This window comes from Aliikangiella coralliicola, from assembly GCF_007004725.1.
GTDB lineage: Bacteria > Pseudomonadota > Gammaproteobacteria > Enterobacterales > Kangiellaceae > Aliikangiella > Aliikangiella coralliicola.
Genome location: NZ_ML660160.1, coordinates 322,734 through 344,135 on the forward strand (window position 1 = coordinate 322,734; position 21,402 = coordinate 344,135).

A 21,402-nucleotide genomic window follows, 5' to 3' on the forward strand; every position below is an offset into this window, starting at 1 on the left:
TCAGGATTTATAATTAGGTGTTAAACAGGAAAGTCGTTTACATTGGTGGCGTTAAGTAAATTAAGTAACTTTTCTTAATACAAATTTCTCCTCTGTATTAAGTGTTGTTTATTTGTTTTAGTTAACCGTTCGTGTTTTAGATACGGAGTGATTTAAGAGTTGTTTTTGACCGCTCCTTTGAGCGGTTTTTTTATGGGTCGCCTGTGAGAAACTGTTCTAAATAGCTTTTGTTTCTGTATTGTCTATCAATCGAAATATGGTTGGTTTTATACGCTAGTTGCTAATTCTTCTCTCGTTAACTATCCCGTTACTTGAAGTCCATTACTTCATTTTGTGATGTTGTAAGGATTAATTTATACTTAAACCACAGTTGTATTAAGCCAAAAATATTATGCCAGACGATTTACCCACTTTGTTTTTGATTGAAAACTGGCGTATTGATTGTAATCAGAACCTGGCCTGGGAGGGTAACCGCAAAGTTCGCATCGAACCTAAAGCCATGATGATTTTGCAATTTTTGGCGGCGCAGCCAGGAAAAATTGTCACCCGAGAAACATTATTCGAGCAATTTTGGCCAAATCAAGTGGTCACTGAAGACGCGCTCAATCGCGTCATGTCCAATTTACGTAGAGCTTTTAGAGACAGTTCAAGTCATCCAAAATATATCGCGACAGTCAAAAAGGTTGGCTATAAATTAGTCGCTCCAGTAAGCGTACTAGAAAGCCCGCAATTAAAATCAGTGCCAGAACCTGAGCAAAGTGATAGTGCCGGCTCCGAGAATACCTCACCTGAGAGCTTGAATACTAAATTCAAATATCACTATTTGATTGGCTTTTCCCTTGTATCAATTTTGATCCTGGTATTTTGGTTGAATAGAGGCGATGAACCAGTTAAGTTTCCAGTTAATCGTTTTACTTACAGTGAATCACAAAATACGTCACCAAGTTATTCGTCTGATGGTCGTTGGCTTGCCTATGTAGGAAAGCGACTCGATGTTCCAAATCAGTTAATTTTTCGATCATTGGTCGATAAGTTTGATCTGCCGGTTGGGCGAGAGAATTTAAGTTATCACTATCCTGCATTCTCCGGTGACAGTCAGTCATTGGCTGTAGTTACTGAAAATGTAAACGACGGAAAAATCGCGGTCACTCTGGTTGATATGGACTCGAAAGAACATCAGCAACAATTGGTGCTCGATGAAATCAGCCAGGGACTCGCCTGGCATCCTTCAAAGAAATTGTTGGTATATTCGCAACCTCATCTCGAACAATCTAATTCTGGTTTGTATTTATGGCACATGGATTTAAAGCAGCAGCAGCTTCTGACACCGTCGGTTCTCGGTGCGAGTGATAGCCATCCCGTTTTTTCGCCGTCCGGTCAGCAAGTGGCTTTTCAGCGTAAATCAGCGTTCAAAGAAAAAGCCGTATTTGTCACTGACTTAGTTGGAAATGTCCAGCGAGTTTCAACCTTTAATAGCGAAGTATATGGGTTTGACTGGCTGGACGAAACGCGTTTGCTTGTTTCAGAAAGAGATGGCATTTTCGAGTATACATTGTCCGGTGAGAAACAATTTTGGCAAGGTTTCACTGAAAATACGCCGTCATATGATCTTCGTGTCAATCGAGGTAAACAACAGTTGTTGCTGAGTCGACGCCAAACCCAGCATGAAAGTCGAGTTGTTGATCTGACTAACTCACATGCCGGCGCTGTCGTAACTCGCTCACAGACAAATGACATCGAGTTAGCGATCAGCAAGAGTGGCTATCATTTTGCGTTTGTTTCAGATCGAACTGGTAAAAAACGCCTTTGGCATCGTGCTGGAAACCGGATCGATAGTGTGCCAAATACCGAGTTCGATTGCATTTATGATCTTACCTGGTCGCCAAACAGTGAGGTTTTGGCTGCCGTTGTCAAAAATAAAAATCGATATGGCGTTTTGTATTTTGAAGTTAAAGATCGAATTGCAAACACTCATTGGTTGTCATCAAATCCAGTCAATTTAGTGGGGTGGAGGAGTGAACGAGAGGTTGTTTTTACCCAACAACAGGTGACAGGTACGCGATACTACTGGCGACTACATCAATTAAATATTGAAGGCGTTAAAAGCGAACCTTTGGCTAAGTTTGATATTTATCAGGCACGAATAACGCGAGACAAACGGCAATTAGTATTTATCAACTCTTCCAGGAAGAATTTGTGGATATGGGATTGGCATAGTCAGCCTCAACCGATAAAAGGAAGCCAGGGTTTTGGATTAGATCGAAACTGGTACGTGGATAATGAAGCAGTTTATTTTTTAACTAACAGACCTGATCAAGCTTCAAGCTCGTTAAATCAATTTAAATTCGATAGCGATGCAAAGAATAGCGAATTAATCGAGGTAGGAAGGTATTCGAAATTTTCAAAAAAATACCGGCCACAAGATTTGGTTTATGGATTTACGGCGACTCGTCAGCGACAAATAGAAGGGGATTTCTGGCTACTTGATATGGTTTATGAGAATGTCAAAAGTGAGTCGGATGATTAGACGACTCAAGCTATCAGACAGTATGTCAGACAAACTAAATTGTCATTAACCAACTTAAACTAAAAAAGTTGTTAGAGAAGTTATCAAAAGGCCCACAAATAATTGATGGGCCTTTTTTGGCAACTACTCAGACTCCTTTTATTCTAGCAGTTAAAAGTCCTTCGTGTAGTTCAACTGGATAGTTCGCCCGATAATACTATGTATCCTGTAACTGTAACCTCGCGATAACTCTGAGTTGACTGGTGGTAATTTATCAAGCACATTATTTGATATTAATTGTACTCTTCCATAATCTCCAAAGTCATAGGCAACCCCAAGATTTAAAGTTGTCATAGAGGGAAAGTCTAGATACTCGATACCTTCTGCTTCATCTTCTGGGCTTTCGCCAAGAAATGAGTCGATGTATCTAACTTTTGAAAAGGCTTCAAAGTTATTATAAAAATAATTAAAGTTTAAGCTCGCACGAGTTTCCGGACGATTGTAATACCCGGCGTAATCATAGACAGGATCGACGCTAGTTTTTTGGAAGTTATATTCAAGTACATGACTGACTTCGAGATTCGCTTTAAGTCGACCATATTCATCGAAATCAAACTGACTTGTTATCGATGCGTCGATACCAGAAGTATCCAACCCTAGATAGTTAGTGGTAGTAGAACCGATTTCGACAATTTCATCTTGCCTCGGTTGCGTTAAATCCCGCGTAACGTAGAGACCCGTGTAGTTGCCCAGATTACCTAAATATTCTTCGTCGAGAATTGTTTTTCCGCTAATGGAAGTTATCCTGTTGGTAATTTCAATATTCCAGTAATCCAGAGTGACACCTGTTTTCTCAGTTAGATTATATGCAATTCCGTAAGAAAATTGCTCTGACTCTTCAGGTTCGAGATCGGGATTTGAGAAAGATCTGACGGGAATTTCGTTTCTTTCACAAAGTTCCGAGTTGTCTCTTTCTTCAATCGGCACCGGGTTACAATATTTCGGATCTGAGTAAGAACCATAACTGATACTTTCATCGCCCATTGCTTCATTCAGATCGGCGACGCGGAATCCCTGACTGAATGATGCGCGTAAAACCAAATCGTCGGTGGCTTCGTAACGGGTAGAAAAACTACTGGAAAGTTGTCCTTGATCGGGCAAGCTGTAGTCATCGTATCGAGTCGCCGCGGAAAGTGTCAGGCTATCTAGAACCGGCAACTCGACTTCCAGATAAGCGGCTTTATAATTGCGTTTGCCGACAGTGTCGCCGCCGTACGCGCCGAATACGTTGCCTGAGTTGGATTGGGCATCTTGTTCGTCTGATACTGAGAGTTTTCTAGATTCGATACCGGCAGCATAACCAATTTCACCGCCGGCAAGTTCGATGGATGACATACCGGACCAATCGATGGTAATACTTTTTGATACGCTTTCACCGATACGATGTTGGGAGTGACGAAAACTATCCAGCACTTCCTCAGTAGCGTTTGGTCCGCCGGCGGGAGCTAAAGGATTATATAAACCATTTTCTACCGCTTCGTCATACTTATCACGGAAGTAATAGTAGTTTGATTCTTGAACAAAGCGGTCGGTACTGTGGGCAAAATTAATAGAGAGAGTTCCATGGTCAGTATCCCAGTTAACGCCTGCGTTAATGTCGAGTAAATCTGTTTCAAAGGTAAATTCTCTCGGTAACGCACCCTCCATGTAGTGATAATACCTGACCTCCTGTTGCATGCTGGTGCCGAAAGTTGGGTTGTTGGGGTTATCTGCTGCGAGTGTTCCTGACGCCCACATTGGTGTCGCAGAAGTAAAGGTATCGTCCCGGGTGTATAAAATGGAATTGTAAAATTCGAGATCGTCACTCAGCGAATAATTGAAGTTGGTAAATATTGATGTTTTTTCAACTTTGGGTAAATAATATTTACCGTCACGAACATCATAACCACATTGGGTTCCACCAGTCCTTTCAGTGATGTTTTCTTCTGGACAATTGGGACCTGGGGCATAAGCATAATCACCATTGGCATCTCTGTATCGGTAGGTACCCCATGGAGAGTAACGGCTACTCCAACGTCTTTCATTAAACTCGGCATCCAGGTGAGGACGTTCACCACCTTTTAAACTATTGTTTGTTTGATGTTCTAATACAACCAGCAACGAGCTTTTGTCGCTACTTGTACCAAAAGTGAGTGCACCACCGGTTTGCTCGGCGCCACCGCGAGTTGGTTTTGAATGGTTTAATGATAATTGCAAACCGTCGTAATCTTTCTTGGTAATGATATTGATAACACCGCCCATGGCATCGGAACCATAAATAGACGAAGCGCCGTCTCGCAGAATATCAATCCGTTCGACGACTTCAATGGGAATTAAATTAACATTGACACTCGCCCCATAAAGAGAAGATGAAGGTGCAACGCGACGTCCGTTAACCAGCGTCAATGTTCTGTTTGATCCTAAGCCGCGTAAATTCGATGCAGAAAAGTTTCCTGCAGAATTGTTTGAGTGAGCAATGCTCGCGCCTGCGGAATTAAAAATACTTTGCGCTAAAATACTTGCAATATCATTTAACCCCGAGGCTCGGATTTCTTCTTTGGTAATGATTGAAACAGGTTTGGCTGACTCCATGTCCGTTCGTTGAATGCGAGAGCCTGTTATGACTATTTTCTGTTCGTCCTTTTTTCCCTCACTAGTCGATGAAATTGCTGATGCTGATGACGAGTCACTGTTATTGATTGATGCGTCATCTTGCGCGAATACTTGATGAGCATTAATAGAAAGCGCACTTGCAACTACAATGCTGACCACTGATTTTTTCAAAGGTTTTTGTATCGTTTTTTTCATTATATCTCCGGGTTAGAATTTCCTATTTAGAAATCGCACGACTGAATCTAATATGGAGATATAAAATGTCCTAGTGATGTTGTCTTATATAAAACGATATAACCTGATGCTTTAACATATTGAAAAACAAAGGGAAAAGTAGCGTTGTAATTTTTTGAATGATTGAGACTTGTCAGCTCACTTCTTATATAACCAAAACGCTATAAGAAAATAGTCAACTTTTACCAAGAAGAAATTTGATTCTGATGTTTAATTGGTAAGCGCCGTTGTGGTTGAGAAATAACCAAAGAGACAAAGTTGATTGGTGATAAAAGATTAGTTTATTGAGTTCGATGACTACTTTTAACAAATACAATAAATTGAGAGCGGGTGTATTGTTCACTTTGAAAAGCTAACAGAATAAGTAATCCGATTATTATAATCCTAACTTCCAGTGTTATAACCATTCGGCAATCGCCATCATTTTACCTCAGAAAGTATTCGTTTATATCAGTTTTCCCCTCTATTAATTGTCGAGTTTAAGTCGCTTAATGTTTGTACGTGCTTCGGGAGGGGGACGTGGACCAAACTATTTTAGATCAAAAATAAATGAGAACAAATAATATCGGTAGAAGTAAATCGAATTAAGAAGTTTAGAGAATTTCTTTCGACGTCGAATAAATTCAAGTCTTCTTTTGTCATTTATTTTGCTCGCTACTGACGTTGATGTTGAATTACATTTATTTTTACTTACCGTGGAGAAATATTGTGACAAATAGAATACTAAAAAAACTCACCACAACGGGAGTATTAATTTTATGCATGTGGAGTTCCTTCTCATGTCTTGCCGCTAATATTGTACGTGGCCCTTATATACAGTTGGGGACGGAGAGCAGCATGATTATTCGTTGGAATACCGATAAGCCAACGAACAGCCAGGTAAAATACGGCGCATCACCCAATGCTCTAATCAATAGCAAGCAACAATCGGAACTCACCACTAATCATGAAGTTTCCTTAACGGGCCTTACGGCTTTAACCAGGTACTACTATTCTGTTGGCTCGACCAGCGAAGTTTTAGCGGGCAATGACACTGAGACATTTTTTGAAACTTCTCCGGCAATTGGTCAGGCGACGCCCACTCGATTCTGGATTCTTGGGGATCCTGGTCGAGCGGGAACAAATCCAGACAGTGACGAGCAAAAAATTGTTCGCGATGGCTATTATCAATTTGCAAACGGTGCTTACACCGACTTTTGGTTGATGTTGGGAGACAATGCCTACAACGACGGAACCATCGAAGAATATCAAAACGCAGTTTTCAATCAGTACCCCAAGCTACTTAAGCAATCGCCACTTTGGCCGGTCATGGGAAACCACGATAATCGAACCGCTAAAGTCGAAACCGGCACCGGCGGTTATTATGATCTTTTCACTTTGCCAAAAAGTGGAGAAGCGGGTGGTGTTGCATCTGGTCATGAAGCTTACTTTTCTTTTGACTATGGGAATATTCATATTGTTGTTCTCAATTCCAGCGACAAAGAACATTTTGATGTGTCAGGGCCAATGGACGATTGGTTGAAAAAAGATCTGGCAAAAACTCAGGCTGAATGGCTGATTGCGGTTTTTCATCATCCAGTTTATGGAAAGAGCGGCCACGATTCAGACACAGAAATCAACATGATTAAAATGCGTGAAGTTTTCGCGCCGATTTTAGAAGCCCATGGGGTTGATTTAGTAATGACCGGCCATAATCATTTTTACACGCGTAGCACGTTAATGAGTGGTCACTATGGTGATTCGGATAGCTATGACGCCAGCAAACATAATTTAAATTCCGGTGACGGAAGAACAGATGGTGATGGTGCTTACTTAAAGAACGGAAGAAGTGCAAATTCAGGAACTGTTTATATCACTCATGGTGCTGGCGCTGGTGGTGGAGACGGATACGCCAGATTGGTTCGCGCTGATGAAATTGATACCAAAAAAAGACACCCCGCAGACTATATGTACGGTGGACGAGGGTCGATGGTTATTGACGTTAATGGCAAGACACTCGACGTGACTGTGATAGGTCCAACAGGAAAAACCGTTGACTATTTCACCATAAAACACACAGATGCTAACCAAGAAAACCAACCACCATCTGCAGTGGCCAACGGGCCATACTCGGGTAGTATTGGTCAGGCCGTTTTATTTTCCAGTGACGGTTCCGCTGATTCAGATGGAACCATTAAAAGTTATCAATGGGATTTTGGAGATGGTAGTCAAAGTGCCGAAGCTAACCCAACCTATACTTATCAGTCCGCGGGAGAGTATACGGCAACCTTAACCGTTGTTGACGACAAAGATGCAAGTGATAGAGCGGAGACGCAGGTTTCAATTACCGGAAGCTCGAGCAACGAACTGGCCAATAATGTGCCCAGAAAAGTCAACGGGGTGAAAGACGAGGAAATAAACTTTACTTTTAAAGTGCCGCCTGAAAGTTCATCACTTAAAGTTAACATTGATGGTGGAGAGGGTGATGCAGATTTATATGTTCGTTTTGGACAGCCAGTAACAGTTAATGAATTTGATTGTCGCCCGTACAAAAATGGGAACAAAGAAAGTTGCGAGATATCTCCTTCACAGTCTGGTACTTACCATATCATGTTGAGAGGATATCGAAACTTTAGTGAAGTTAAATTAACTGCAAGTTACCAGGTTTCAGCGAATGAATCACCGAGTGCTGATGCCAATGGACCATACTCTGGATTAGTTGACGCAGAGATAGCTTTAAGCAGTGATGGTTCTTTTGATCCCGACGGTAGTGTTTCCAGTTATCACTGGGATTTTGGTGATGGCAATCAAAGTTCGCAGAAAAATCCAACCCACCGTTACGCTTTACCAGGAACTTATACGGCGACTTTGACTATCACCGATGAGCAAGGGGCTACCAGCAAGGATTCCGCTGAAGTTGTTGTTACCCAAACTGACGACACTATCAGTGATGCGTGCGCAGAAGGTAAGACACCGATTAGCGGCGGAAGAATTGACATCGGCATCGCCTATTGTTTGGAAAGCACGACGGATAGTGATCAAATTCAAATGGCTCATTATGTTAAAGATGACGGCGTCGGTAAAACTTTGGAAATTCTTGTGCGGTATGGAACCGGTAATGCCGATCTATTGCACCGCTATGGCAGTCGGCCCAACGCAAGCACCTGGGATTACCGTTCCGCAAACGCAAACAATAGTGAAACCATACTTGTGCCAGCGGCGAAAAAAGGTTGGAACTATATTCATGTGAGAGCAAACCCGGAGTTTTCTGGTGCGGTAATCTATCTGCAGTTGATTGAAAATTGACTTTTGTTTCTTAGCATCTGTTTTTAATTTAGCGCCCTCATTGAGGGCGTTTTACAATGCAATACATAACGACTGACTAAAACAGCATGGCCAATATTGATTAAGCGGCATTAGGTGCAGGAGGCAAAGTGCTTTCAGTGAAGGTTTTTAACTCTCCTAATATTTTGGTGAAAAAATTACCCAAGCCCATCTTTAATAAGGGAGAAAGAAGTATTCCGAATGTCTTAATATCAGGCACAGAAGTCCAGATAACTTCTGACTGGTTTGGGCCTAAAGCTTTGACGGAAATCTGAATTTGATTTTTCCGAATAGGCATTAATGCAGGCGTATTTTTGGGAATTACATCAAAATTGATTGTCTTCTCTTTTTCGTCGTAATTCGTGATAAATTCCTCCGCATAAACGCCGTTTGGCTTATCGCTGAATTCACATATACGTCCTTTCATCGGTGCATTGTTTGATTGGTGTTGTTTTTCAATCGCATGAGAATGAATAACCGGGCTCATCCATTGATAGGCCTGGTCAAAATCCTCTCCAACTACTTTCCACACATCGCTAGCAGGTTTGTCGATCACAATGGTCTTGGTTATTTTCATGAGTTTTATCCTCTTTGGGTTAGTCGTTTGTTTTGCTTGATAAATGAATTTTAAAATTTCATCTTGAACCGATCGTTTTAGTTATCTTGAACTAATCGGTTTAATATGTCAAGATTGAATTTATTGATACGAAGATAAACCTGAATCCGTGTAGAGGGTTTGAATAGAGAGTTTGAATATGAGTGGACGTAAGCAATTTGATGAAACCGAGGCCGTTGAGGCGGCATTAGGCGTGTTTTGGGCCAAGGGATATAAGGCGACTTCAATGTCTGAGCTGGAATCGGCAACCGGGCTGAATAAGTCGAGTATTTACAATACCTTCGAAAATAAGGAGGCTTTGTATGGTCAATGTTTGGAGCGTTTTCGCACCCATTACACAAGTTGGGCGTTGGAAAAGCTTGAACACGCTGATTTCAAGACCGCGATAACGGATTTTATTGAATGTTTAGCCCCGGGCTTTGATAGTGATAATAACCCGACCCGGTGTTTCGCTACTATGGCGGCTTTGGAAATGGGGAGCAGCGATAGCTTTGTCGCTGATTTTATCGACAAGGGATTAAAGGAAATGCTCGGCAAAATTGAGCAACGCCTTGCTCAAGGGGTTAAAGATGGGCAATTGGTCGCTGGTACAGATTGTAAGGCGTTAGCCGCTATGATTGTTGCCGTGTCTCGTGGTGCTATTGTAATTCATCTGGGCACTCGTGGTAGTGAGGCCGCGCCAAAGGCCTATGAATGCTTGTTGAATTATGTCCATCAGCAGATTATTGCTTAGTCCAATATTGTCTTAGGCCCTCATTGAGGGCTTTTTTTGTTAGGGGAATTTCAGGAATAAAAAGTAAGCTCTCTCGTTTGGGATAGATCTCGTGAATGTTATTTACAGACTTTATTTATCATCTATAGCTAAAATGAAAAAAAATCAATTTAAAATTGCTGTCATCATTTTTTTATTTGGTTTTGCTTTTTTCTGGATGCTACCGCACGAAGAACAAGCAGTACAAAAGTCTGATTTATTGCCTCTTTCTAAATCCAATTCTAATTCCAACTTTAATTCAAAACCTGAACTCGATTCCACACCCAGTTCTAATTCTCGTCAATCTGAAAATGATGTTACTGCCGCGAATAGAGCTGCTAAGCAAGCGAAAATCTCTCGGTTGGTTTCTGAGTGCTTTACCAAAATGCAAGACGAAACTATTCCTGATGATTTAAAAAAGTTCGAAGAAGAAGGTTATCTTGAAAGTTCATTTCAAAATACTAATAACTTATCCTCCCAGTTAGCCTATGCGCTTATTTCCAAAAACAAAAATGAACAAAACGGTAAACCTCCCAAGGATCAAGTGTCGCTTTTAAGTGAACTTGTCCATAAATATCCTGATAATCAATTAGTACATTATTTCCTGGTATCGAAATGCAGTGAAGCAAAATACCCTGATTCGTGTGACGAGAATATTGTTTTGCAAGCAACGGCGAATGATCCCAATAACGGCGCATTATGGTTTCAGGTTGCTGTATTGGAAGCGGGGGAAAATAATATCACTGGTGTCATCAAGGCTTTAGAACAGGTGGTTGCTGCGCCCAATTACAATGGATATTGGGCAGATTCCATTGAAGTTTTTGACCATGCGCTTGAGTCGAGCGGGGTAAGGCATGAAACTTATAGAATGATGGCTGCGATAGGTTTTTCGGCTGCGCTCGCACTTGGTCCTGTACAGGACTTGTTTAAATTCTGTAGAGAACAATCGGTAGCCCGAGCCGATATTGCTCAGCTATGTCTCGATGCCGGCGCTACACTTTCCACACGAGCTAGAAGTGCGGTAACACAATCTATTGGGTATGGCCTGCAAAAAACGGTCTATAAAGCATTGGGAGATGTTGAAAATGAGACACTAATGACTAAGTTAAGTAGAGAGAATATGCAGGCGATAGAATCGGTTACTGAAGCGAGTAATTTGATGATGTTTGGTATCGATTTACAGAAATATTGGTTTAAGCAACTCAAATTGTTTGGTGAGGTTGAGGCATCGATACGCTTGCAGGAGGAAGTTTTAAGGTTGTCGAATGATCCTGATTATTCTCCTTGTCAAACATAACTATTTTGAAAGGAATAGCAGATAGTTTATTTATCTCGATATTCTTACCCAGATATTCTTACCTCGAACTCAGATTGTCTTATTAAGCCTGTCTCGTAAGCCTACCTGATTAGGCCTGAACTCGCCGAAATTGAACACAAATATTTACAAGATCCAACAAACTTTCATATCAATTCGTACGTCTCAAGTATTTAACACTTTATGAAAATTAAATACAGATACTTGTCGCTGGTGGCAAATATCGAACGCATACTGGTGTTTCGAGGTGGAAAGCAACCATAGAACCATCCAAAGGTTAGAAATACTCAACATTAGAAACAACTAAACATTAGAAACAAACATCAAAAACAGTCAAAAATCAGATATCGCCGAGGTTACCCATGTCGGATAGTCCACAACCGGAAAACAAGCCTGTTATGGCTGTAAGCAATGACTTTAATCAACACAAACAACATGATGGACAGCAAGATAGCAGGCTATTCAAGTTTTTTTCTTTTCTTTCTCTAACCGATTATGAAGTGCTCAGAGAGTGCGGTAAGTATGACCGGACTTTGGTGTATGCCATGGTTTTTCGTCAGCTGGTCACTTTCGCATTTACCTGTCTTTTATTTACTTATGGCGTATCGATGTTCCTTAGTTTTGAGGCGGCGATTGTCGTTGGATTTATTTTTGCGCTGACATTGTTTTTTCTCGACCAGGCGATTATCGGTTCTGACTGGGCGTTAAAAAATCCGTTTAAAGGGGGGATTCCTTTTCGTAGTCTGATGGGGTTACTTCCCAGGATTATCTATTCATTGATTATTGCGGTGGGTTTGGCGACGTTGGCTGAAATCAGTTTGCAGGCGAATGCTATTGATGAACAAATTCAGAAAGAATCAAATGAAAAGAATCGGGAATATTTTGCCAAGCTGGAGAAGTATGAGCAGGAGTTGGAGACAGGTATTTCGGTTGATCGGAAAAAAGTTGAAGACATTCAGGTTGAAATTCAGCAATTGAGTGAGCGTAAGACTCGTTATGAATTGGCTTCAAAGACGAATGATGCTGATACGCTTGGTAATACGCTGGCGGTAAAGCAGAGTAATTTGTCTGAGTTGCAGCACACGCAGCAGGTTTTGATTTCGGAGATTTCATCAATTAATGAGCGTTTGGCTAAGAGTCGTGAAGAATATAGTTTTTGGTTTAATGAAGCTTTACTAGAAAGAACGGGCAAGGATGGTCGCGCGCCTACCGAAGGGCCTAAATATCGTCGAGCGGTTGCGACTTACACTGATTTGCAGGAGCAGATAAATCTTTTGGAAGGGAGTTTGACTGACGCACAAGCCAAGTTGGAGGCGTTGAAGCCTGGTATTGAGACGGCGACTAGTGAGCTTAACGAGGTGCAAAAGGAACGTAATGATTTGGTGTTAAATGAAACTAGCTATGAGCAAATTAAGGAGGACATTTTCGGTCTTCAGGAAAAATTGGTGGTAGCGAAAACGGATTTGAATCTTGCGATTGAAAAGAAGCAGCAGAAGTTGGATGAGTACCGGGTTAAGCTTGAAAAGGATGGTTTGTTCTATGAAGTGAAAACGGGTATGTTGCGTCGTTATTTAGCGTTAAAAAATATTCATAGTGATCCGGAAATTGGTCAGGCGGCTTCTTTGTTTAGTTTGCTACTGAAGATTTTCTTTATTGCAATTGAGTTGATGCCGGTCATTATCAAATTGTTTTTCTCTCCATTTAGTTTTTATTCCTTAAGAATGTATCGGAAGATGCAAATTGCGCTTTTGGAAGAGGAGGAGTTGCTTGAGGCGGCGAAGGCTGAGCGCAAAAAGGCGAGAGAGAATCGAATTAAGGAGGCGGGGGAGTTGGATGCTGTGAATGCTATTTAGCTTTTAGGCGGGAGTTTCTTGCTTCCGCTGATATTTCTGTTTTTCTTCAAAAAATTGTTCTGTTCAATAGATTTTCAAAACTCTTTCAATACTTTTTCAAAACTTAATCTCATTAACTCAATAACTTATAGCTATTGGTTTCATTAATTGTTTAGGTTAGGCTGACGAAGGAAATCCAACAAACAAGCTTAAAGATTTAGAAAATGCCGAAGTTTTAATTTATCTCTTTTTGAGTTTTGAGGTTGTTTGCGCCTGAATAGTTTTTAAGTTGGTAGTCAATGCTAACGGTGATAATAGATATTTTGTTAGGAGATTTTTGATTTCTTTTTTGATAGTTAATTTAAGTTTTTAACGCTGTTTTTATCTAAAAGATTTTAAAGTGGCTAATCATTTGTCCAAAATCAACGTAGTATGTTTGTTGTACTTGAGTTTGCTGTTTCTTTGATATACAAAGTTACAAGAAAATTATTTTTTTGGGATATGGAATAGAAAAAATTGGGAGGAGGGAGCCCCGCTATTGGATTTTCATACAGGCTCTCCTTTTTTGTTTATGGTTCTGCTGTTTAGTTATGCGGGCTAAGAAACACTTTGTCCTACAAAAACTAAATGTTAATGAGCAACCACGGTAAGTATGAGTGTTATCACGGAGATCAAAGATTTGTGGCTGCTTCAGTTATTAATGCGATCTATAGAGCTGCTTGGTTCGTCAAGCATGCTAAAACTCAGATAGAGTTATTCGCCGTATAGTTAGTTGTAGCTGAAGGTATAGCGATAGCTAATGAGACAGTGAAACAATTTTTGTTGGTACTTTAGGATATGAGAGACGGATATGAGAGACGGATATGAAAAAAAAGAACCAGTTATTATTAACGCGAGAGTCGAAGAAGCACAGCGTTTGTTAACGGATGAATATCAGGCGTGCGAACGATTGGCGCTTTTAGGACCAACGACAAAAGGATATGGTGACTTACATCCTTATTGGATATCTCAGCTAGATTTGTTTGATTTAGTTATTTATCTTTCTGAGCCTTCGGTTGATTTTTACCGTTTTTTTCGCAATGTTAGTCATATTCGGTCGTTGGCTATATGGAAAATATCACTTAAAGATCAGATTTCTGCAATTTCTCAGTTTTCGAGTTTATCTGCGCTAAGCCTTGTAGACTCTAGGCTCGGTGTTAAAGCTCTATCTTCACTAAGTCAACTCACCTCTCTTATGCTTGGTAGAAATAACATTAATGATAAGCAAGCGAAAGTTCTATCCACAATGGAACAACTTGTCTCTCTTGATCTGGTTGCTAATGAAATTGGCGATCTAGGGGCAAAAGCGCTGTCCACGATGGGGCAGCTCACTGCTCTTCAGCTTGGCTGGAATAATATCGGAAAAGCGGGGGCGGAAGCCTTGTCGAAAATGGAACGGCTTACGTCACTTGATTTAACTAATAATAATATAGGTGGTGGGGGGGTGAAAGCTTTGTCGACGATGAGACAGCTAACTTCTCTTCGGCTCGGTTGGAATAATATCGATTATGATGGCGCGAAAGCATTGTCTGCGCTGGACCATCTCACATCACTGGATTTAGGTAAGAATAAAATCGGTGATGACGGCGCGAAAGCATTGTCTGGGTTGAACCATCTTACGTCCCTTGATATAGGTGGTAATAGAATAGGTGATGACGGCGCGAAAGCATTGTCTGGGTTGAACCATCTTACGTCCCTTGATATAGGTGGTAATAGAATAGGTGATGACGGCGCGAAAGCATTGTCTGGGTTGAACCATCTTACGTCCCTTGATTTAGGTGATAATAATATTGGTGATGACGGCGCGAAAGCATTGTCCGCGTTGGACCATCTCACATCACTGGATTTAGAAAGGAATAATATCGGTGATGACGGCGCGAAAGCATTATCCGCGTTGGACCATCTCACATCCCTTGCTCTAGGTGGTAATAATATCGGTGATGACGGCGCGAAAGCATTGTCCGCGTTGGACCATCTCACGTCCCTTGATTTAGGTGGTAATAGAATAGGTGATGACGGCGCCAAAGTACTGTCGAAGATGGGGCCGCTCACCGCTCTTCGGCTCGGTTGGAATAATATTGGTGATGACGGCGCGAAAGCATTGTCCGCGTTGGACAATCTCACATCACTGGATTTAGGGAGGAATAATATCGGTGATGACGGCGCGAAAGCATTATCTGCGTTGGAACAACTCACTTCCCTTGGATTAAGTGGTAATAAAATCGGTGATAACGGCGCGAAAGCATTATCTGAGTTGGAGCAACTCACTTCCCTCGATTTAGATAGTAATAAATTAGGCGACGATGGCGCGAAAGCTCTGTCCATGATGGGGCTGCTCACCGCTCTTAGGCTCAGCTGGAATAATATCGGTGATGGCGGCGCGAAAGCATTGTCTGCATTGAAACAGCTTACGTTCCTCGCATTAGATAATAATAAAATTGGTGATGACGGCGCGAAAGCGTTGTCTGCATTACGCCACCTCACATCCCTTGATTTGGATAATAATAAGATTGGTAATGATGGTGTGAAAGCACTATCTGCATTACGCCACCTCACATCCCTTGATTTGGGTAATAATAAAATTGGTGATGATGGCGCGAAAGCATTGTCTGCATTACGCCACCTCACGTCCCTTGATTTGGGTAATAATAAGATTGGTAATGATGGTGTGAAAACACTGTCAGCATTGGAGCAACTCACTTCTCTTGATTTGGGTAATAACAAGATTGGTGATGATGGCGCGAAAGAGTTGTCTGGGATGCGTCGGCTCAATTCCTTGAACCTATATAACAATGAGCTAGGTGTAAAGGGAGTGAAAGAGATATCAAAGTTAGGTCAGCTCACCTGGCTGAATTTAAACTCCAATCAAATTGGGGATGAGGGGGCGAAAGCACTATCTGTGTTGGTGCGGCTTAAATCCTTGAGTTTAAACTCCAATCAAATTGGGGACGAGGGTGCGAAAGCTATGGCTGCTTTTAGGAATCTCACATATCTGGATTTGAATAAAAATAACTTAGAAAATAGTGCTCTACTAAGTTTGGCAAACTTATCCCAATTAACGACATTAAAATTGAACAAAAATCCTATAACTAATTTGGCGCCATTGGAATGTCTTGTTCAAAAAGGTCTAGCCATATCTGTAGAAGAATATTTAGGTGACATAGAAGTATGCGAATGCCCAATAAAACATCCCCCGCCTGAAATTATCAATCAAGGTCGCCAAGCTGTTTTGAATTATTTTGCCGAGTTAAGGTCGCAAGGACTGGATCAATTGTTTGAAGCCAAAATGTTGGTGGTGGGTGAAGGCGGGGCTGGCAAAACAAGTTTGATTCGCAGGCTATATTACCCCGAACAAGGATTGCCTAAGGAAGAGGAAACAACTAAGGGTATTCATATCGAACCCATTCGTTTTTTGCTGAAAGATAATCGTGAATTCCGTTTAAATGTATGGGATTTTGGTGGCCAACATATTTATCACGCCACTCATCAATTTTTTCTTACTAAACGATCTCTTTACGTATTAGTGGACAGCAGCCGATTCAGTGACAAAACAGTGCAGGATGAAGTATTTAAATATTGGTTGGGAGTAATTGAAACATTGAGTGATGGTTGTCCTGTGCTGATATTTCAAAACCAGGTTGGTGGGCGCAGTAAGACTATTGATCAACGAGGTATTAAAGGGCGTTTTGCTTATGTCAAAGACTTTTATGGAAGTGATTTAATGGAAGCAGAAAGTGCTGAAGATATTCGAGCCGGAATACAACACTACGCGCATCAATTAGAACATATTGGTGATGATGTTCCTGCTAAATGGGTGAGTATCCGTAAGGAGATAGAAACTCTGGCAAATAAAAAACCTTATATTTCGCGAAAAGAGTATTTTGATTTATATAGTGAGCATTTGGAATTCGACCAAGAACGAGCTTTGTTTTTGAGCCAGTATTTTCATGATCTTGGTGTGTTCCTGTATTTTCAAGATGAACCGCGACTAGAAAAATTAGTTATTTTGCAAAACGAATGGGCTACTGAGGCTGTTTTTAAAGTACTGGATGACGAAAGTATTAAAAATTCATTAGGTCGCTTTTCTCAAGCAGATTGCCAAAGAATTTGGTGCGACTCGGTATATGAAGATATGCGATGGGAATTACTCGCGTTGATGGAAAAGTTTGAGCTTTGTTATCCGCTGCCAGATACAGACTCAAAATCTTGGTTGGCCACTCAACTATTACCTGCCGAGATTCCCGGCGAGTTAACAAGCTGGTCTGGTTCTGAAGAAGTGTGTTTGTTGTATCGGTACGATTTTTTACCAAAAGGTATTGTTAATCGGTTGATGGTACGCATGAATCGATATGTTAAACGGCCGGAGTTGGCGTGGAGCTATGGAGTTTTATTTGAAAAAGGAGCAACTGAACTTTTAATTCAAGAAACTAGTAAAGGAAATGAGATTATTCTTCGTTCACGAGGTCCTGAAGCCAAGGCATTACTGAGTGTGATTGCTCACGATCTTGATGCTATTAATCATTCGTTCGAAGGTTTGAGAAATAAAGTGAAGAAATGCGTTCCATGCATTTGCGAAGAGTGTGTTGAATCTGATATACCGCACTTGTTTGAGGAAAGCCATTTAATTCGAAAAAAAGACAAAAATAGCCTTCAAGTAGAATGCCAAAAAAGTGTAATAGATGTGAGTGTTCTGGAGCTGTTGGAAGGTTTGAAGTTGGACTTGCCAGACTGGGTAGAGAGGGGAGACACCGTGAAACTTGATAATCAAGATGGAAGAGGGAAATCTTTTAAAACAAAACAAGCATGCTCTTTGGAAAATAATAGTACCATAAGAATTTTTTTGGCTTCATCTCAAGAGTTAGCTGATGAGCGAGATGCATTTGATTTATTTCTTAGACGTGAAAATGATCGTCTCATAAAGCAGGGAGTTTATATTAAAGTCATTCGTTGGGAATATTTTCTGGATGCTATGTCAGAAACTCGTATGCAAGATGAGTATAACAAAGCGGTAAAATCATGCGATATTTTTGTCAGTTTGTTTAAAACAAAAACAGGGAAATACACGGAAGAAGAATTTGATAAAGCTCATGAGCATTTCAAGCAACGCGGTGCGCCTAAAATATATACATACTTTCAAGAAACTGAGGTTTCAAGTAATATTAAGTACCAAAAAGACTTGATGTCACTTTGGAGTTTTCAGAAAAAATTAGCCGAATTGGAACATTTTTATACGACCTTTAAGAGCATTGATGATTTAATTTTAAAATTCAAAAGTCAATTAGAAATACTGATTGAAAAGGGGGAGTTCACTGTAGAACCTATGCCTTTGATAAGAAATTCGGAAAGCGGGGCGGAGATATAGCGGCTGTAAAATAGTCTTAGGAAGCGTAAGAAAACAAACGGACACTCGGCTCAAATCACGGGGTCAGATTCGCTGAAATCCCGCTTCGTTTGGGAGGTGGTGGAGAATCTAATCAGTTCAAGTGAACGAAGCCTTGATAAATTCAGAGAATCTGACCCCGTGATTCCGAGTTCTTGGGCAATGTCTTTGCTCCACCTGGAATCTTTTTCAATGTCATTGGGCGTAAAGAAAGGTTTTACACTCTGGATAACGCTGGGTAACCAGTCTCGGAATACTTCGCCCAGTTCTTTGCTTAATTCGCCTGACCAGCTGATGAATACTTTCATTGGACGTTCCTTTTTATCTCATTTATAAATATATTGTTGCGACTAAGAGGCAAGCTATCACTGACGCAATTATAGTAACTATGAAGTGGTGTGATTTAAAGGTTATTCTTGTAGAACCTAGTAAAAACTTGAGTATTGATATAAGCTGAACTAGAATCTGAGAGTAATCGAAAGCTAGGTTGCCGCTTCTTTTAGAGTAAAAGTCATGGATGATCGTAAAAATTATAGAAGTCCTTTATCTGATACAATTTCACCTATATTAAAACAGTTCGTAGACCTAGAAAAAAAAGCAAGACTCAAGTCCCTATATAATTTTATTGGAATTATTGCTTTGTTAATATTAGGAGCTGTTCTTCTCGTATTCATTCCATATTGGATATCTAATGTTGATAAGTGGATCCAAAAAGATCCAATAGTTGAACTAGCGGAGAGACAATATAATATTAAAAGAAAAATAGACCAGCTAATTAACGATTTACCTGAGTTTATTTTAAGACCACAAAAAATAATTTTACCTGAGAAAAGCGCCACTCTCGAATATATGGCGTTCAGGAATAAAAATCATGGCTTTTTTATTACGGATTCATTAAGCATGTATAGGACAATTGATGGTGGTAAGAAATGGAGTAAATTGGAAAGTGTACCCAGAGGCAACATTGAGAATGTTATTTATATATCTGATAAGTTAGTTGGAGTATTTGGTAGCAAATTATTTATATCTACGAATGATGGTTTAAACTGGACTGCGTTAGATTGCATAATTTGCGGAGATGTACTCTCAATTTCAAGGCATCTTAAGAATGAGCTCCAAGTATTATCTACTTCTTATAAAGTAATTCATTCTACAGATCATATTCGAAAATTCAAAGAAGTTGGGATGTTCCCAAGTTCATTTGTACCCGGACCTTCAGATAGATGTCGGACATTTGATTCAGAAGGTAATGGCGTGTATGTGGATAAAGGTACTTTATTCCAAACAAGTAATGGTGGAAAGTCCTGGACAGGCGGAATAAAAAAGGAATTAGGATATTTTTCATGTCGTGACCCTAAACAGATTTATTATAATGAAGTAGGTGCGGGTTGGTTCGAGCTGGTAGGAAATACTCTTAAAAAATTAAAAATACAGGGCATGATTTCGGTTAATAGACTCTACCACGTGTCGCCAAATGAAGTTTTAGCAAATATCTATCGTGCCTTATACTTTAGAAACGGAGCCGGAGCGTCGAAAGGTTGGTTTGATTTAGGATTCCCTGACGATCATCGAATCCATACTGTTCTGCCTTTTGGGGAGACGATCTTTGTTATCACTGACCGTGGAAAAATATTTTTTTCCGAAGGTAGGACTCGAGTCTGGACCCAAATTAGTTATGGGCCGGTTAAACATTTAGATAGGATAACTTCGGAAGGTTTTTTTAATGTATTTTTAAGTTCAGATTCGATTAAACTGCTCCCTGTTGCTAAGCATTCTCCAACTTATTTGTTACTATCTGAGCCGAGTAAGCCTGATATTCAGGAAATTAAAAAAATAATAGAAGATATAGAAGCTAGAAATGTTGATTTTAAAATCATTGAAGGCAAATTAAAAATAATCTTAGATAAGTTTCCTAATGAGTTCGATAGTTTTACCATACGACTTGAAAGTTATATACATACTCTACATTCTGCTTTAGAAGCAATTGATGCCAATAAGCAAAATAAGCAAGCGATATTTATCAAGGCTACTCAGCTTATTATTAGAATTTCTATATTAGGTTTGTTAATTTTTTTAGTTCAGGTATTACTAAATAACTACCGCTACCAAATTAAACTAGCGGATTTTTATCTTTCTAGAGTTCAATTGTTTTCTCTTATTTCTGAAGAGCAATTGAAAAACTGTTCTGCCCAAGAAATTTTAGCATTAACACATCATGGACTCGAGTTTGGTAAACAGGCTCAATTTCCGATAGAAAATCTAATTAATAAGCCAACTACTCCTTAATATTCTCATCCCATTGTATTGATTCTTGAAAATTTACGACTCGGATGTGTTCCTTGTCATAACCTCCGATAATCACACCCGACTTTCAATCTAAAACTTTGGTAAAAAGTATGAGTAATTCTGACGACATACATCAAGAATTAATTCAGTGGGGCTTATGGGCCAGAACTGAAAACAATCCAGGCATTGGTTATCCAAAGATGACTTCATATAGAAGGTTGGCCGGTGCGCCTTTAGACTGGGAATATAACCCAAATGAGATAAAGCAACCAATTACCATTACTGATGACCGAGCAACTCAAATTGATAAAGTTATTTCTTCACTGGATTTAGATTTAAAGACCGCTGTATATTTACATTATCACGAAGATTACAACGTGAGCAAAATAGGTGAAGCGATGAGAATAAGCCGACATCAAGCCAGTGCACTTATTACTACTGGCAAAAGGGTTATCTCTCATCTTTGTGATTAATAAATGAAAAATAGA

General features: G+C 40.2%; 11 protein-coding genes. 8 read left to right on the plus strand and 3 right to left on the minus strand.

What is annotated here, in order from left to right:
* Positions 1-391: 391 nt before the first annotated feature.
* Positions 392-2,527 carry a winged helix-turn-helix domain-containing protein gene (locus FLL46_RS01190; RefSeq protein ID WP_142891591.1) on the plus strand — a complete coding sequence of 712 codons (2,136 nt, stop codon included), beginning with the start codon at positions 392-394 and terminating at the stop codon, positions 2,525-2,527.
* Between the two features lie 150 nt (positions 2,528-2,677).
* Here the strand turns inward: FLL46_RS01190 and FLL46_RS01195 are convergent, their stop codons facing one another.
* The gene (locus FLL46_RS01195; RefSeq protein ID WP_142891592.1) at positions 2,678-5,353 is read right to left on the minus strand and encodes a TonB-dependent receptor plug domain-containing protein; all 2,676 of its coding nucleotides are present in this window, start codon (positions 5,351-5,353) and stop codon (positions 2,678-2,680) included.
* 747 nt (positions 5,354-6,100) lie between these two features.
* Between FLL46_RS01195 and FLL46_RS01200 the strand changes: the two genes are divergently transcribed.
* Entirely contained in the window at positions 6,101-8,677 is a 2,577-nt protein-coding gene (locus FLL46_RS01200; RefSeq protein WP_168203992.1) for a PKD domain-containing protein, read from the plus strand.
* Between the two features lie 100 nt (positions 8,678-8,777).
* Here the strand turns inward: FLL46_RS01200 and FLL46_RS01205 are convergent, their stop codons facing one another.
* Positions 8,778-9,272, minus strand: coding sequence for an SRPBCC family protein (locus tag FLL46_RS01205; RefSeq protein ID WP_142891594.1), 495 nt, complete (start codon positions 9,270-9,272; stop codon positions 8,778-8,780).
* A 178-nt stretch (positions 9,273-9,450) separates the two neighbouring features.
* On the opposite strand from FLL46_RS01205, the gene FLL46_RS01210 reads away from it, so the two are divergent.
* From FLL46_RS01210 to FLL46_RS01225, 4 genes are all read left to right on the plus strand, one after another.
* Positions 9,451-10,044 carry a TetR/AcrR family transcriptional regulator gene (locus tag FLL46_RS01210; protein ID WP_142891595.1) on the plus strand — a complete coding sequence of 198 codons (594 nt, stop codon included), beginning with the start codon at positions 9,451-9,453 and terminating at the stop codon, positions 10,042-10,044.
* Positions 10,045-10,177: 133 nt separating this feature from the next.
* Positions 10,178-11,359, plus strand: a complete 1,182-nt coding sequence (locus FLL46_RS01215) for a hypothetical protein (protein WP_142891596.1) — start codon at positions 10,178-10,180, stop codon at positions 11,357-11,359.
* 380 nt (positions 11,360-11,739) lie between these two features.
* Positions 11,740-13,230 (plus strand): DUF4407 domain-containing protein, encoded by a 1,491-nt coding sequence (locus tag FLL46_RS01220; RefSeq protein WP_142891597.1) that lies wholly within the window; start codon positions 11,740-11,742, stop codon positions 13,228-13,230.
* 829 nt (positions 13,231-14,059) lie between these two features.
* Positions 14,060-18,610: a COR domain-containing protein gene (locus tag FLL46_RS01225; protein WP_142891598.1), complete on the plus strand. Its 4,551-nt coding sequence runs from the start codon at positions 14,060-14,062 to the stop codon at positions 18,608-18,610.
* A gap of 50 nt (positions 18,611-18,660) precedes the next feature.
* Here the strand turns inward: FLL46_RS01225 and FLL46_RS01230 are convergent, their stop codons facing one another.
* Entirely contained in the window at positions 18,661-18,936 is a 276-nt protein-coding gene (locus FLL46_RS01230) for a hypothetical protein (RefSeq protein ID WP_142891599.1), read from the minus strand.
* A 205-nt stretch (positions 18,937-19,141) separates the two neighbouring features.
* Between FLL46_RS01230 and FLL46_RS01235 the strand changes: the two genes are divergently transcribed.
* Together FLL46_RS01235 and FLL46_RS01240 are read left to right on the plus strand one after the other, a co-directional pair.
* Positions 19,142-20,914 (plus strand): WD40/YVTN/BNR-like repeat-containing protein, encoded by a 1,773-nt coding sequence (locus tag FLL46_RS01235; protein WP_142891600.1) that lies wholly within the window; start codon positions 19,142-19,144, stop codon positions 20,912-20,914.
* Between the two features lie 110 nt (positions 20,915-21,024).
* Entirely contained in the window at positions 21,025-21,387 is a 363-nt protein-coding gene (locus FLL46_RS01240; RefSeq protein WP_142891601.1) for a hypothetical protein, read from the plus strand.
* Positions 21,388-21,402 lie beyond the last annotated feature (15 nt).

Bases quoted from the DNA above. Each gene is read 5' to 3' on its own strand.
- FLL46_RS01190 (WP_142891591.1), top strand. From the start codon at position 392: ATGCCAGACGATTTACCCACTTTGTTTTTGATTGAAAACTGGCGTATT.
- FLL46_RS01195 (WP_142891592.1), bottom strand. From the start codon at position 5,353: ATGAAAAAAACGATACAAAAACCTTTGAAAAAATCAGTGGTCAGCATT.
- FLL46_RS01205 (WP_142891594.1), bottom strand. From the start codon at position 9,272: ATGAAAATAACCAAGACCATTGTGATCGACAAACCTGCTAGCGATGTG.
- FLL46_RS01210 (WP_142891595.1), top strand. From the start codon at position 9,451: ATGAGTGGACGTAAGCAATTTGATGAAACCGAGGCCGTTGAGGCGGCA.
- FLL46_RS01215 (WP_142891596.1), top strand. From the start codon at position 10,178: ATGAAAAAAAATCAATTTAAAATTGCTGTCATCATTTTTTTATTTGGT.
- FLL46_RS01220 (WP_142891597.1), top strand. From the start codon at position 11,740: ATGTCGGATAGTCCACAACCGGAAAACAAGCCTGTTATGGCTGTAAGC.
- FLL46_RS01225 (WP_142891598.1), top strand. From the start codon at position 14,060: ATGAGAGACGGATATGAAAAAAAAGAACCAGTTATTATTAACGCGAGA.
- FLL46_RS01230 (WP_142891599.1), bottom strand. From the start codon at position 18,936: ATGAAAGTATTCATCAGCTGGTCAGGCGAATTAAGCAAAGAACTGGGC.
- FLL46_RS01235 (WP_142891600.1), top strand. From the start codon at position 19,142: ATGGATGATCGTAAAAATTATAGAAGTCCTTTATCTGATACAATTTCA.
- FLL46_RS01240 (WP_142891601.1), top strand. From the start codon at position 21,025: ATGAGTAATTCTGACGACATACATCAAGAATTAATTCAGTGGGGCTTA.